15 protein-coding genes, 1 tRNA gene and 1 pseudogene are annotated in these 14141 nt (G+C 64.7%); 5 read left to right on the forward strand and 12 right to left on the reverse strand.

Translation table 11 applies throughout. The features are described 5' to 3' along the window. The first annotated feature begins 2 nt into the window (after positions 1-2). Positions 3-434: pseudogene (locus E5P2_RS38130) on the forward strand (NUDIX domain-containing protein). Here the strand turns inward: E5P2_RS38130 and E5P2_RS05915 are convergent. The 10 genes from E5P2_RS05915 to E5P2_RS05960 form a co-directional block, all read right to left on the reverse strand. Beyond that, positions 428-637 carry a DNA gyrase inhibitor YacG gene (locus E5P2_RS05915; protein WP_162566221.1) on the reverse strand — a complete coding sequence of 70 codons (210 nt, stop codon included), beginning with the start codon at positions 635-637 and terminating at the stop codon, positions 428-430. The pseudogene E5P2_RS38130 and the gene E5P2_RS05915 sit on opposite strands and share 7 nt — an antisense overlap. A 73-nt stretch (positions 638-710) precedes the next feature. After that, positions 711-1466, reverse strand: a complete 756-nt coding sequence (zapD, locus tag E5P2_RS05920) for a cell division protein ZapD (RefSeq protein WP_162566222.1) — start codon at positions 1464-1466, stop codon at positions 711-713. Between the two features lie 36 nt (positions 1467-1502). Further along, the gene (locus tag E5P2_RS05925) at positions 1503-2519 is read right to left on the reverse strand and encodes a hypothetical protein (RefSeq protein WP_162566223.1); all 1017 of its coding nucleotides are present in this window, start codon (positions 2517-2519) and stop codon (positions 1503-1505) included. An 8-nt stretch (positions 2520-2527) separates the two neighbouring features. Beyond that, a complete protein-coding gene (locus E5P2_RS05930) occupies positions 2528-4024 on the reverse strand; it encodes an MBOAT family O-acyltransferase (protein WP_162566224.1) in 1497 nt (498 codons plus the stop codon). A gap of 81 nt (positions 4025-4105) precedes the next feature. Further along, positions 4106-4705, reverse strand: coding sequence for a dephospho-CoA kinase (gene coaE / locus E5P2_RS05935; protein ID WP_162566225.1), 600 nt, complete (start codon positions 4703-4705; stop codon positions 4106-4108). Positions 4706-4718: 13 nt separating this feature from the next. Continuing rightward, the gene (locus E5P2_RS05940) at positions 4719-5573 is read right to left on the reverse strand and encodes a prepilin peptidase (protein ID WP_162566226.1); all 855 of its coding nucleotides are present in this window, start codon (positions 5571-5573) and stop codon (positions 4719-4721) included. Then, positions 5573-6796 carry a type II secretion system F family protein gene (locus E5P2_RS05945; RefSeq protein ID WP_162566227.1) on the reverse strand — a complete coding sequence of 408 codons (1224 nt, stop codon included), beginning with the start codon at positions 6794-6796 and terminating at the stop codon, positions 5573-5575. The genes E5P2_RS05940 and E5P2_RS05945 overlap by 1 nt, the downstream gene beginning before the upstream one ends. Before the next feature lie 20 nt (positions 6797-6816). After that, positions 6817-8550: a type IV-A pilus assembly ATPase PilB gene (gene pilB / locus E5P2_RS05950; RefSeq protein ID WP_162566228.1), complete on the reverse strand. Its 1734-nt coding sequence runs from the start codon at positions 8548-8550 to the stop codon at positions 6817-6819. A 116-nt stretch (positions 8551-8666) separates the two neighbouring features. Next, positions 8667-8743 (reverse strand) — tRNA-Pro (locus E5P2_RS05955). Positions 8744-8783: 40 nt separating this feature from the next. Next, positions 8784-9776: a polyprenyl synthetase family protein gene (locus E5P2_RS05960; RefSeq protein ID WP_162566229.1), complete on the reverse strand. Its 993-nt coding sequence runs from the start codon at positions 9774-9776 to the stop codon at positions 8784-8786. Between the two features lie 186 nt (positions 9777-9962). Here E5P2_RS05960 and rplU point away from each other — a divergent pair, with 186 nt between their 5' ends. The 4 genes from rplU (at position 9963) to proB (ending at position 12821) form a co-directional block, all read left to right on the forward strand. Further along, positions 9963-10274, forward strand: coding sequence for a 50S ribosomal protein L21 (rplU, locus tag E5P2_RS05965; RefSeq protein WP_162566230.1), 312 nt, complete (start codon positions 9963-9965; stop codon positions 10272-10274). Positions 10275-10286: 12 nt separating this feature from the next. Further along, positions 10287-10544 (forward strand): 50S ribosomal protein L27, encoded by a 258-nt coding sequence (rpmA, locus tag E5P2_RS05970; RefSeq protein ID WP_162566231.1) that lies wholly within the window; start codon positions 10287-10289, stop codon positions 10542-10544. Positions 10545-10612: 68 nt separating this feature from the next. After that, positions 10613-11668 (forward strand): Obg family GTPase CgtA, encoded by a 1056-nt coding sequence (gene cgtA, locus E5P2_RS05975; protein ID WP_162566232.1) that lies wholly within the window; start codon positions 10613-10615, stop codon positions 11666-11668. A 1-nt stretch (position 11669) separates the two neighbouring features. Then, on the forward strand, positions 11670-12821 hold the full coding sequence (proB, locus tag E5P2_RS05980; RefSeq protein ID WP_162566233.1) for a glutamate 5-kinase: 1152 nt from the start codon (positions 11670-11672) through the stop codon (positions 12819-12821). A gap of 4 nt (positions 12822-12825) precedes the next feature. Here proB and E5P2_RS05985 read toward each other — a convergent pair whose 3' ends face one another. Then, positions 12826-13407: a CNP1-like family protein gene (locus E5P2_RS05985; RefSeq protein ID WP_162566234.1), complete on the reverse strand. Its 582-nt coding sequence runs from the start codon at positions 13405-13407 to the stop codon at positions 12826-12828. Continuing rightward, positions 13364-14020, reverse strand: a complete 657-nt coding sequence (locus E5P2_RS05990; protein WP_162570354.1) for an RNA pyrophosphohydrolase — start codon at positions 14018-14020, stop codon at positions 13364-13366. The genes E5P2_RS05985 and E5P2_RS05990 overlap by 44 nt, the downstream gene beginning before the upstream one ends. Positions 14021-14141 lie beyond the last annotated feature (121 nt).

Raw genomic sequence — 14141 nt, forward strand, 5'->3', positions numbered from 1 at the left:
CCATGACGACATCATCGCGCAAACATACGGAGGTCGCGGTCGGCATCCTGATCCGCAGTGACGACGACGCGCTGCTGCTGTCGACGCGGCCGGAGGGCAAGCCCTACGCCGGCTATTGGGAATTTCCGGGCGGCAAGCTCGAGGCTGGCGAGACGGTCGAGCAGGCGCTGCGGCGCGAACTGCACGAGGAACTCGGCATCACCATCGCCGGCGCCTAGGTCTGGAAGATCACCGAGCACGACTATCCCCACGCGCTGGTGCGGCTGCACTGGTGCAAGATCAGGGCATGGGCCGGCGCGTTCGAGATGCGCGAAGGCCAGTCGATGCGCTGGCAGCAGCTGCCGCTCGAGGTGACGCCGGTGCTGCCCGGCGCGCTGCCGGTCCTGGGCTGGCTCGCCGAAGAGCGCGGGCTGGCCGCCACGAAGGACTATTGACGCTTGGGGTCGCCGAAGGGATCGTCGTCGGGCGGTGCGTCCGCGGGCATCCTGAAGTCTTCGCTGGCCCAAGCGCCGAGGTCGATGCCCTTGCAGCGGGCGCTGCAGAAGGGCCGGTACGGGTTGCTGGCCGCATAGACGCTGTCTCCACCGCACGCAGGACAGCGAACGATGCGCTCGCCGATCGAATTCGTGGCGCTCATCGGTGCACCCTTGGTGCTTCGCGCCGTCCCGCCAAGCGGGAGCGAGCTTGCTTGGAGCGGTCCGGCGCGGCGCTCATGCGCAGAGGGTCAGTTCGAACGGCGCCGCATCGGTGCTTTGGTGCAGGCGGTCGTCGGCTTCGTGCCGCATCAGCCGGACCGACACCATGAGCCGGTTGCCGCTGATCTCCGGAATGAGGCCGAGCAGGGGATCGATGCGAAGGCGAAGCAGCTGGAAACTGCGCCCTTGCGGAAGGGTCTGCTGGAACTGGCCGTTGGCTGCGATGACCTTGTACGGCACGTCGGCGTCGCGCAGGAGCTTGAGCAGCAGGTAGATTGACTCGGCCAGGGGCGCGAGCGTCGACGACCAGCGTTCCAGGTCGGCGCGGCGCTCGGTGGCGCGGCGGTTCTGCCACGCGTAGTAGGCCGGCAGGTCGAATTCGCAGGTACCGCCGGGAATGCCCGCGCGGCTGCGGATGCTCATCAGCCACTCGTTCTCGGTCAGCGACTGCCCCGCCTTGCCGGGCACGGTGTTGAGCGTCGCGAAGTTGCGTTCGAGCTGGCCGACGACCTGGTCGAGCACCGACTCGGAAATCGCCGGGTTGCCGCGGTAGCTGTTGAAGACGTTCTTGTGCTTGTCCAGGTCTCGCAGCACATCGGCCTTGAGGTCTGCGCGCGCCGCGACATCCATGATCTCGAAGATGGTGACGAGCGCGTAGTGATGCGAGAGGGCCGAGTCGGCCGGCACCAATTCACCGAGGCGGCGAAACAGATGTTCCAGCCGCAGGTACGTTCGTATGCGCTCGTTGAAGGGGTACTCGTAGAGGATCACGCGGGGGCGGCATTTAGTCCGTGATGAATGATAGCTTCAAGAAGCCTTGCCTGGCGGTGCCGGGAGGATTTTGCGAACGGCCTCGAGCATGCGTGCCCCGAGCACGAGCTGGCCCTGCATGGAGATGTGCGTGTCATTGGGGAGGAAGAAGTCGCGGATTTTTCTTTTCTCGTCCAAGGCAAAGCTGAAGAGGTCGGGGCCGAGCCCGTCCTTCAGCAGCGCTGTCACAAAGTCTTTCGAACGATCCGGGGCGACATAGACCGTCGTCTTGTTGGGGATCACCATCCACATGATCGAGCGGCTCCGATGCGCCTGCGTGATGGAGCGCATCTGCTCGGCGTTCTTCGGGGTGAGTTCGCCGTTGTCGTCGTCCTCGCCGAAGAACAGTGCCTTGTTGCAGAGCCGGTTGCTGAACATCGTGCAGCCATCGGGCACCGAGCGGGCCTTGGTCCAATAGCCCGAGATCGCGTTGTCGTCGTCGGTTGTCTCCGCGCGCCGCGTGTTCCAGAAGGTGTGCCAACCTGAGCTCAGCTTGGCGTTCCAGTTGAGCGCGAAACCCGGCACCTCGGCCGGCGGCTCGATGAAGGGCTTGGTCTTGGCGTCGAAGGGCACTCTCATGTGCGCGCACGTCTGCGTGTTGTCGAGCCGCCCCGCCAACAGCCGCTCGACGCTTTCGAGGATCACCAGCTTGCCGCGAAAGCCTGCGAGGTCGAGCCAGCCGTCGAGGTCGTCGCAGATCCGCTCGTCGAGCTGGCCCCAGAAGATCGTCGTGACGCGATAGCCTTCCTTGGTCAGCACCGACTGCCACCGGTTGGTCATCGAGAAGCTGTCGCCGATCACCAGGATGTCCGCCTGGGTCACCGGCACGGCGCGCAGGTATTCGGGATCGACGTGGGGCGGCGTGGTCTTCCAGCCGAAATCGCGGTCCGACATCAGGCCGATCCGGCTGAGGTCGCCATAGGGCACGGGGGTGGTCAGCGTCACGGCCAGCAGGGCGACGATGACGGCGAAGCCTGCCAGGAAGATCTGCAGCCAGAGTTTTGCGGGCGTCATGTCGGGACTCAGAACTGGAAGTAGAGGAACGGGCTGTACGAGCCCAGCTTCGACACGCAGACGCCGAGCAGGTAGACCGTGCCGAACGCCATGAGCGCGGTGAAGATCCAGGCCAGGCGCGGTCGTCCGGCGAGGGCCTGGGCTTGCGGCACCCAGCGTTCCAGTGAGATGGTGGGCGGCAATGCGAGGCAGATGAAGAGCGCGACCAGGGTCGTCTGGAAGAACTCCGGCTTGCGGTAGGGGATCGCGGTGAATTCGCGGAAGGCACCCAGCGAAGGGCCGCCGTGCATGCCGAGCATGCCCTTGTAGATGTCCATCGCCGCATGCATGCTCTCGGCGCGGAAGACGACCCAGGCGATCATCACGCACAGGAAGGTCACCAGCCAGCCGATCACGCGCGCCAGCCGGCCCGGCGTGGCATTGCGCCGCACCTTGGCATTCCACAGGTGATTGATGGTCAGGAAGGCGCCGTGCAGCGCGCCCCACAGCACGAAGGTCCAGGCGGCGCCGTGCCACAGGCCGCCGAGCAACATCGTGATGAAGAGATTCATGTAGCGGCGCCCCGGCCCCTTGCGATTGCCTCCCAGCGGCACGTAGAGGTAGTCGCGCAGGAAGGTCGACAGCGAGATGTGCCAGCGGCGCCAGAACTCGATGATGTTGGTCGACTTGTAGGGCGAATTGAAGTTGAGCGGCAAGCGCACGCCCAGGCACAGCGACAGGCCGATCGCCATGTCCGAGTAGCCTGAGAAGTCGAAATAGATCTGCAGCGTGTAGGCCAGGACACCGAACCACGAGGTGTAGACCGTCGGCATCACGCCGTTGTGCACGCCGGTGAACATCAGGTCCGCGTACTGGCCCAGGGGATCTGCGATCAGCAGCTTCTTGGCCAGGCCGAAGGTGAAGATGGCGATGCCCAGGGCGACCTTGTTGGCGTCCAGCCGGTAGGTCGAATCGTCCGCGAACTGCGGCATCATCTGCGCGTGATGCAGCACCGGTCCGGCGATCAGATGCGGGAAATAGGTGACGAAGAGCAGGTAGTGCACGAAGCTGCGCTCGTGCACCTTGCCCTGCCAGCAGTCGACCAGGAAGGCGATCTGGGTGAAGGTGTAGAAGGAGATGCCGATCGGCAGCGCGATGTGGAGCAAGGGCAACTGCGCGATGCCGGCGGCGGCCAGTCCGTCGTTGACATTGCCGACGAAGAAGTTCGCATACTTGAAGACGGCCAGCACGCCCAGATTGACCACCAGCGCCAGCACCAGCAGGCGCTTGCGGGTGGCGTCGGTGTGGCCGTGGCCGGGTGTTAGGCGCAGGCCGATCCAGTAGTTGAAGCAGATCGAGACCACGAGCAGCGGTACCGCCTTGATGCTCCACCAGCCGTAGAAGAACAGCGATGCCAGGGCGAGGAAGCCGGCCGCCGCGCGCGCATTCTGTTTTCCGATCAGGAAGAACCCGATGAAGACGATCGGGAAGAAAAAGAAGATGAACGCGTAGGAATTGAAAAGCATCTTGAAGAGGGCAGTGTCGCGAAGCCCATCCGCGCGCCGCCTTGTTGTTATTTCACGGGGACAGCGACGGCAGGTAGGCGATTATCGCGTGCCCTTGCCGGCCCACTGTTTCCACAGAGTCCGGACTTCGGTGGCGAGTTCCGCCAGTGAAATGTTTTCGTTGAAGATCAGGGCATCGGCGGCTGCCCGGCGCAAGGCGCGACGAGCCTGCTGGGCGATCACTGAGCGCACGGCGTCGGGGGTCCAGCCCGAGCGTGCGAGGACGCGCTGCACCTGGGTTTCCTCGGTCGCATCGATCACCAGCACGCGGTCCACGAGGCCGCGCCATCGATTCGATTCGATCAGCAAGGGCACATCGAAAACGATCGGGTGATCCCCGGCCGCCGCAGCCTGGCGATCGCACTCCGCGCCGATCAGGGGATGGAGGATGGCTTCGAGCCGTTTCCTGGCGCTGCTGTCGGCGAACACCAGTTCGCGCATGCGAGCCCTGTCCAGGCCGCCATCCTCGGCCAGGACCGATCGGCCGAATGCGGCCTCGATCGCAGGCATGGCCGCACCTTGCGGCTGCGCCAGCGAGCGCGCGATCGCATCGGTGTCGACCAGTGCCGCGCCGTGCGACGCCAGCATCGACGCGACGGTGCTCTTGCCGCTGCCGATGCCGCCCGTGAGACCGATGCGCATGGCGCGCCGGCCTTCAGAGACCTGCCACGCGAAGGATCGCGTCCGGACCGAAGATCATGGCCGTGAAGCCCGCGCCCGCCAGGAATGGACCGAAGGGCACGTAGCCGCCCTCGCGCAAGCCCTTGCCGAGTTTGAGCGCGATGCCGACGATCACGCCGATCACCGAGGCCATGAGGATGATCGGCACCAGGGCCTGCCATCCGAACCATACGCCGAAGGCGGCAAACAGCTTGAAGTCGCCATAGCCCATGCCTTCCTTGCCGGTGGTCAGCTTGAACAGCCAGTAGATGGCCCACAGCGACCCATAGCCCGCCACTGCACCCCAGACGGCATTGACGAGCGTCACGCCCGTGAAGCCGGCGATGGCGGCCAGCAGGCCGGCCCACAGCAGCGGCAGCGTGATGTCGTCCGGCAGCAGCGTCGTGTCCCAGTCGATCAGCGCCAGCGCAAGAAGCGCCGCAGCGAATCCGCACCAGGCCAGACTGCCGAACTGGCCGGGCATGCGCCACACACACCATGCGAAGAGCGCACCGGTCACCAGTTCGACCACCGGATAGCGCAGGCTGATGGGGGTCTTGCACGCGGAGCATCGGCCGCGCAGGAACAGGTAGCTCAGGACGGGGACGTTCTCGTACCAGCGGATGACATGGCCGCACTGTGGGCAGCGCGAGTGCGGAACCATCAGGTTGAAAGCTTCGGCGTCCTTCGCCGCGGCCCCGGCGTCCGCGCCGTCGGCGCTCGCGCATTCGGCGGCCCATTGCCGCTCCAGCATCTTCGGCAGGCGATGGATCACGACGTTGAGGAAACTGCCGATCAACAACCCGAACACGCCGGCCAGTGCGGCGTCGACCCCCTGCGAAACCAGCATCAGACGACCTGGCCGAGCTTGAAGATGGGCAGGTACATCGAGACCACGATGCCACCGATGATGACCCCGAGGAAAACGATGATGATGGGCTCCATCAGGCTCGAGAGGCCGGCGACCATGTCGTCGACTTCCGCCTCGTAGAAGTCGGCGGCCTTTCCGAGCATGTGGTCGATCGAGCCGGACTCCTCGCCGATCGCGGTCATCTGCAGGACCATCGACGGAAAGAGGTTGGCATTGGTCATGGCCGCCGTGAGGCTGGTGCCGGTGGAGACTTCCTGCTGGATCTTGGTCGTGGCGTCCGCGTACACCGAATTGCCCGATGCACCGCCGACGGAGTCCAGCGCTTCGACCAGCGGGACGCCTGCGGCGAACATCGTGGCCAGCGTGCGGGTCCAGCGCGCGACGCAGGACTTGTCGATCAGCGTGCCGAAGATCGGCACGCGCAGCAACAGACGGTCCATGAACTTCTGCACGCGCTCGTTGCGCTTCCAGGCCTGGAGAAAGAAGTAGATGCCGCCGCCGATCACGCCGAAGATCAGCCACCAGTAGGTGACGAAGTATTCGCTGATCGCCATGACGATCAGCGTCGGCGCGGGCAGGTCGGCGCCGAAGGAGGTGAACACCTGCTTGAAGGCCGGAATCACGAAGATCATGATGACCGCCACCACCACGAAGGCGACCACGATGACCGAGGTCGGATACATCAGCGCCGACTTGATCTTCGACTTGATCGCCTCGGTCTTTTCCATGTAGGTTGCCAGGCGATCGAGCAACTCTTCCAGGATACCTGCGGCTTCGCCGGCCTCGACCAGGTTGCAGTAGAGGTTGTCGAAGTACCTCGGGAACTTGCGGAACGCGGCGGAGAGCGAGGTGCCGGTCTCGACATCGCTGCGGACGTCGTTGAGCAGCTTGGCGACACTCGGGTTGGCATTGCCGCGGCCGACGATGTCGAATGCCTGCAGCAATGGCACGCCGGCTTTCATCATGGTCGCCAGCTGGCGCGTGAAGATGGCGATGTCCTTCGGCTTGATGGACTTGCCGGAGCGCATGCGCCGCTTCTTGATCTTCGTCGTCAGCACGCCCTGGCGCCGCAACGACGCCTGCACCTGGTTCTCGCCCGCTGCCCGCACTTCGCCGCGCACGGCCTTGCCGTTGCGGTCCTTGCCCTCCCACTCGAAGACATACTCCTTGAGCGTTCGGGACGATGCTGCTGCCGTGGCCATGGAATCTCCGCTTCTCCGTGCTACTCGTTGGTGACTGCCAGCACTTCTTCAAGTGAAGTCAGTCCTTGCATGACCTTCTTCAGTCCAGATTGCCGCAGCGAGCGAACGCCCTCGGCCTCGGCCTGCTTGGCGATGTCGAGGGCGCTGCCGTCGCGCAGGATGATCTTCTGGATTTCTTCCGTGATCGGCATCACCTGGTAGATGCCGACACGCCCCTTGTAGCCGCTGTTGCAGGCCGAGCAGCCGACGGGGCGGTAGGGCTTCCAGGAGTTGTCCAGGTCCTGCGTCTTGAAGCCGGCATCGAGCAAGGCCTGCGCGGGCACGTCTGCCGGCACGCGGCAGACCGTGCACAGACGGCGTGCGAGCCGCTGCGCGGTGATCAGGATCACGCTCGACGCGATGTTGAAGGGCGCGATACCCATGTTGCGCATCCGCGTCAGCGTCGTCGGAGCGTCGTTGGTGTGCAGCGTGGAGAGAACCAGGTGGCCCGTCTGCGCGGCTTTGATCGAGATGTCGGCCGTTTCGAGGTCGCGGATTTCGCCGACCATGATGATGTCGGGATCCTGCCGCAGGAACGCGCGCAGCGCGGTGGCGAAGGTCAGTCCCGCCTTTTCGTTGACGTTGACCTGGTTCACGCCGGGAAGGTTGATTTCGGACGGGTCTTCGGCCGTGGCGATGTTGACGCCGGGCTTGTTGAGCAGGTTCAGGCAGGTGTAGAGCGACACCGTCTTGCCGGAACCCGTGGGCCCGGTGACCAGCACCATGCCGTAAGGACGGCCGATCGCGGTGAGCAGGCGCTCCTTTTCGTCCGCGTCGTAGCCCAGCGCATCAATGCCCAGGCGTGCGCTGCTCGGGTCGAGGATACGGATGACGATCTTTTCGCCGAACAGCGTGGGCAGCGTGCTCACGCGAAAATCGATCACACGCTCCGGACCGATCTTGAGCTTCATCCGGCCGTCCTGCGGAATCCGCTTCTCGGAAATATCCAGGCGCGAAATCACCTTGATGCGGGAGGCCAGCTTGTCCTTGATGACCGTGGGCGGGCTTGCGATCTCGCGCAATTCGCCATCGACGCGAAAGCGCACGCGGTATTGATGTTCGTAGGGCTCGAAGTGGATGTCCGACGCGCGCATGCTGAAGGCGTCGAGCAGCATCTTGTGCAGGAAGCGCACGACCGGCGCATCTTCGACTTCGGCCGCCGCGGAATCGTTGGCCTCGCTCGAAGTGTCCGAGGACACCTCGTCGAACTCGAACTCGGCGCCGATGATGTTGTCGATGGTTTCGGCCGCGCTCACGGCGGCCGCTTCGATCATGCGCGAGAGCTTGTCGTACTCGGCAATGACCCAGTCCACGCCCATCTGCGACGCAAACTTGATCTTTTCGGCGGCCTGCTGATCGGACGGGTCAGCTGTTGCGACAATGAGACGGTTGTTGCGCTTGCTGAGGACGACCACCCGGTAGGCCGTGCACAGCTTGGGGTCGAGAAGGTCCTTCGGCAGCCGCTGCGGGTCGATGGCGTCCAGGTCCAGCAAGGGGGCGCCGAAGGCGCTGGACAGCGTGTGAGCCAGGTCGGCGGCCGACACGGCGCCGGTGCCTGTGAGCTCAGCAATGAAGCTGCTGCGGCCGCTGAGCGACTTCTGATAGATGTCCTCGGCGACCTTGGCCGGCAGCTTTCCGGCCGAGATCAACGCACGCGCGAGCCCTGGAAGGGCGATCGGCGAGCTTTCTTTGACAAGGGGTTCGGCAGCGGCCATTCAACAGGTAAGAAACGTGAGGATTTGCTTCACGATCATCGTTGATCACCAACGGGCTGTAAACCGCTGCGCGGGCAGCAGATCGCCAAGCAGTTGGCATTACAGCCCGAAAAGGCTGGTCGGGGTGAGAGGATTCGAACCTCCGGCCTCTACGTCCCGAACGTAGCGCTCTACCAGGCTAAGCTACACCCCGATGGTTGCAATGAAAAGAGAGAACTGTCCTTCGTGGTGACTTAGGCACGTCGCTCGAGCAACTGAGCCGCCAATTGTAGCAAACCGGCCGAGTGCGAATTCGCCGGAAAGTCGCGAAGAGCGTCCATCGCCCGCTGCGCTTCGGCTGCAGCCGCGGCGCGCGTCGCTTCCAGGGCGCCGGTTTCCCGCACGATGGCGACGATCTGCGGAAGTTGCGCCGTGTCACCGGCTTCGATGGCTGCGCGGATCAGATTGCGCGCTTCGGGTTTGCCGCGTTGCATGGCCAGGATCAGGGGCAGGGTGGTCTTGCCTTCGCGCAGGTCGTCCCCGACGTTCTTGCCGGTTTCACTCGCGTCGCCTGCATAGTCGAGCACGTCGTCGATGACCTGGAATGCCGTGCCCAGCGCCTGCCCGTAGGCGGCGCTCGCGGCTTCCACCTCCGGCGGCGTGCCGGCCAGTACGGCGGCGAGTCGCGTGCTGGCCTCGAAGAGCTTGGCGGTTTTCGAGCGGATGACGCGCAGGTAGGCCTCTTCGTCGAGCGAGGCGTCGTGCATGTTCATGAGCTGAAGGACCTCGCCCTCGGCGATCACGTTGGTCGCTTCGGCGAGGATCTGCATGACTCGCACATCGTCGGCGTCCAGCATCATCTGGAAAGCGCGGGAGTACAGGAAGTCGCCGACCAGCACGCTGGCGGGGTTGCCGAAGGCCGCATTGGCGGTCGGACGCCCGCGCCGCAGCGTGGATTCGTCGACCACGTCGTCGTGCAGCAACGTCGCGGTATGAATGAACTCCACCACGGCAGCCAGATTGAAACGCTGGTCGCCCTTGTAGCCCAGTGCGCCTGCCATGAGCAGCAGCAACGCGGGGCGCAGCCGCTTGCCGCCGGCCGAGATGATGTACTTGGAGACTTGGCGCACCAGCGGGACGCCGGTATCCAGGCGGCGGGCGATCACGAGATCGACCTCGGCCATGTCGCCGGCGATCAGGCCGAGAACGGCGGCTGCAGGTGAGGTGTCGGCGACTGGAACTGACAAGGCTGGGGCGCTGGCGCGCTGCGTGATGATGCGACGGCGGCGCAAGGCCGGACGGCGCAGATTATAGAGAGCCGCAGGCAGGGCTCCGGGCCTCGCGCCATGTCGGGCGGCAGCGAATCCAAGCCATGTTAGAATCGAGGGCTCTGCGGAATTCGCCGCGGAGCCATCTTATTCCAAGAGGTCAACATGTACGCGGTCATAAAAACCGGGGGCAAGCAGTATCGCGTTGCTTCCGGCGAGAAAATTAAAGTAGAACAGATTGCTGCGGACGTAGGCCAGGAAATCGTGATCGATCAAGTGCTCGCAGTCGGCGACGGCAGCGAAATCAAGGTCGGCACGCCCCTGGTGTCCGGCGCCTCCGTGACGGCTACCGTGCTGTCGCATGGCAAGCACGATAAGGTTCGCATCTTCAAGATGCGCCGTCGCAAGCACTATCAGAAACGTCAAGGCCATCGCCAGCAGTTCACCGAACTGCAAATCGGTGCGATCGCCGGCTAAGGAGCGAACACCATGGCACAGAAAAAAGGCGGCGGCTCGACGCGAAACGGGCGCGATTCCAAGCCCAAGATGCTCGGCGTGAAGGCATTCGGCGGCGAACTGATCAGCGCCGGCTCCATCATCGTGCGGCAGCGCGGCACCCAGTTCCACCCTGGCGTCAATGTCGGCGTGGGCAAGGATCACACCTTGTTCGCCCTGGTCGAGGGCCATGTGTCCTTCGGCACCAAGGGCGCGCTCAACAAGCATACGGTCAACGTGACCCCGGCGTAAGCCAGTCACTTCGATCCGCTCGAAGCCCCGCTTTGCCGGGGCTTTTTCATTTGTAAACTGGACATCTCATGAAGTTCGTCGACGAAGCTTTCATCGACGTCGCCGCCGGCGATGGCGGAAACGGCTGCGTGTCGTTCCGGCATGAGAAGTACAAGGAATTCGGCGGCCCGAACGGTGGCGACGGCGGCCGCGGAGGCCATGTGTTCGCCGTGGCCGACCCGAATCTCAACACCCTGGTCGATTTCCGCTTTTCGCGCCGCCACGACGCCAAGCGGGGACAGCACGGCATGGGCTCGGACATGTTCGGCGCGGCCGGGGATGACGTCACGCTCAAGATGCCGGTGGGCACCATCATTTCTGATGCCGAAACCGGCGAGGTGCTGTACGAGCTCCTGACGCCCGGCGAGGTCATCACCATTGCCAAGGGCGGAGACGGCGGCTTCGGCAACATGCGCTTCAAGAGCGCCATCAACCGCGCGCCGCGCCAGAAAACCCCCGGCTGGCCCGGCGAGAAGAAGAACCTCAAGCTCGAGCTGAAGGTGCTGGCCGACGTGGGATTGCTGGGCATGCCCAATGCCGGCAAGTCCACCCTCATCAGCGCGATCTCCAACGCGCGCCCGCGCATTGCCGACTATCCCTTCACCACGCTGCATCCCAACCTCGGCGTCGTTCGCGTCGGGCCGGAGCAGAGCTTCGTCGTCGCGGATCTTCCGGGCCTGATCGAGGGTGCCTCCGAAGGTGCCGGACTCGGCCACCTGTTCCTGCGCCATCTTCAACGCACCCGACTGCTGCTGCACGTGATCGATCTTGCGCCCTTCGACGAGGGTGTCGATCCGGTCGTTCAGGCCAGGGCGATCGTCGGCGAGCTGAAGAAGTACGACAAGGCCTTGTACGAAAAGCCGCGTTGGCTGGTGTTGAACAAGCTCGACATGGTGCCCGTCGACGAGCGCGCCGCGCGCGTGAAGGATTTCGTCAGGCGGCTGCGCTTCAAGGGGCCGGTGTTCGAGATCTCCGCGCTCACGCGCGAGGGCTGCGAGCCCCTGGTGCAGGCGATCTACCAGCACGTCAAGGCACAGCAGGTGGCCGAACAGCCACCTACCGACATCGATCCCCGCTTCGGCTGAAATGACCTCCAGCTCCATCTCGGGTTCCGTCGTACTCCGCGATGCGCGCCGCATCGTGGTCAAGGTCGGCTCCAGCCTCGTCACGAACGAAGGCCGAGGCCTGGACGAGATCGCCATCGGCGAATGGTGCCGCCAGCTCGCCACGCTGGTGCGCGACGGCCGAGAGGTGGTGATGGTGTCCAGCGGCGCCATCGCCGAAGGCATGAAGCGGCTCGGCTGGCGCGCGCGTCCGCGCGAGATCAACGAGCTGCAGGCCGCTGCCGCCGTGGGACAGATGGGCCTGGCGCAGATCTACGAGAGCAAATTGCGCGAGAACGGCATGGGCAGCGCGCAGGTGCTGCTGACGCATGCCGACCTGGCCGATCGGGAGCGCTACCTGAATGCGCGCTCGACCCTCGTGACCTTGCTCGCGCTCGGCGTGGTGCCCGTCATCAACGAGAACGACACGGTGGTCAACGACGAGATCAAGTTCGGCGACAACGACACGCTCGGCGCGCTGGTGGCCAACCTGGTGGAAGCCGATGCGCTGGTGATCCTCACCGACCAGAAGGGCCTCTTCACGGCCGACCCGCGCAAGGATCCGGATGCCCGCTTCGTGCATGAGGCCGCCGCAGGCGACCCCGCGCTCGAGGCCATGGCGGGCGGCGCGGGCAGCAGCATCGGCCGCGGCGGCATGATCACCAAGATCCTGGCGGCCAAGCGCGCCGCCGGCTCGGGCGCTTCCACGGTCATCGCCTGGGGCCGCGAACCGGATGCGTTGCTGCGCCTGACGCGCGGCGAACCGATCGGAACGCTGCTGCTGGCGCAGACCGCCAAGCACCAGGCCCGCAAGCGCTGGATGGCCGATCACCTGCAGCTGCGCGGTGCGGTGATGGTCGATCCCGGCGCTGCGGCCAAGGTGCGCGGCGAGGGCAAGAGCCTGCTGCCGATCGGCATGACGAGCGTCGAGGGCGAGTTCTCGCGCGGCGACGTGATCGCCGTGCGCGACGAACACGGCATCGAGCTTGCGCGCGGGCTGGCCAACTACTCGAGCGCCGAAGCGCGGATGTTGTGCCGCAAGCCCTCAGCCGAGTTCGAGCGCCTTCTGGGCTATGCGGCCGAGCCGGAGATGGTGCACCGCGACAACATGGTGTTGATGCCAGGAACCCGCTGACCGCTCACTGCACCTCGCGGATCGGGTTCTTCATCTGGTTGACCATCTCGCTCACCGAGGCGCGTGGCGCGTGGTCACGGCAAACACCCTGCGCGGCGAGCGCCTGGGTGTAGCGCGAGTTCTGGTCGCTGAAGCGCTTCCAGTCGGGATCGGGCACTTCCTCCCATTTGCCGTTGTTGTAGCGCGCGTAGGTTTTCTTTTCATCGGTCGCGCAGCGCACCCCTTCGTAGAACGCATTGAGCGCGTCGCCGCTGCGGTTGCTGGCGACCACCACGTAGCGCACGACGCCATCGCCGGTGATCACGATCGTCGCCGGATCGACGCCGAATTTCAGGCTCATGTAGGGCGGCATCTCGATCGGGATCAACCGCTCCGGCTTGAAGGCGGGCGGCGGGGGAACGTCGGTTTCCTTCCAGTCCCTGTCCGAGGAGGTGATCGTGGGCGGCGGAGGCGATCCGGCCTGCGCCCAATCGGGATTGGAGGTATCCCGCGGGCCTGATGCGCAAGCGGCGAGGAAGAGGCAGGCCGCGACCGGCGCCGTGCTAGCGATGCGGCGGAAAAGAGACGTCTGCGGCAGGAAGGTCATTCGACGCTTTGGCATTGGGATTGGGATCGAAGCTGGCGCCGGGCGGCAGCTCGAAGTGTGGCTCATGGCCTGGGCCGGGCGGATGGCGCTCGAATTCACGGGCGCGCACGTTGCTGCGCAGGAAACGGTTGCGGAAGTCCTGCCGGGGCAGGTAGCGGGCGAGTTCGGTCAGCGCCATTTCATAGACGCCGCGCTTGAACTCGACCACCACGTCCAGCGGGACCCAGTAATCATGCCAGCGCCAGGCGTCGAACTCGGGATGGTCGGTGGCACGCAGGTTGAGATCCCAGTCGTGCCCTGTCAGTTGGAGCAAATACCAGATCTGCTTCTGGCCTTTGTAGTGGCCCCGTGCGTCACGGCGGATGAACCGATCCGGCACCTCGTAGCGCAACCAGTCACGGGTACGGGCCACGATCCGCACATGCTCCGGCTGGAGACCCACTTCCTCGTGCAGTTCCCGGAACATGGCCTGCTCGGGACTCTCGCCGCGATCGATGCCGCCTTGCGGGAACTGCCAGGAGTGGGTGCGGATGCGTTTGCCCCAGAAAACCTGGTTTCTCTGGTTGAGCAAGATGATGCCGACGTTGGGCCTGAAGCCGTCCCGGTCGAGCATAATCAAACCCCAATTTTTTGAACTGAGTCGATTATGCATGCCGGGTTGCACTCGGCAAGCGACCAGTTGCCGGCCGCCTCGCGGCCTGCCTCTTTCTCCAACGACGAACTTCTCTGCGCGA

It is taken from the genome of Variovorax sp. SRS16 (assembly GCF_901827165.1).
GTDB lineage: Bacteria > Pseudomonadota > Gammaproteobacteria > Burkholderiales > Burkholderiaceae_C > Variovorax.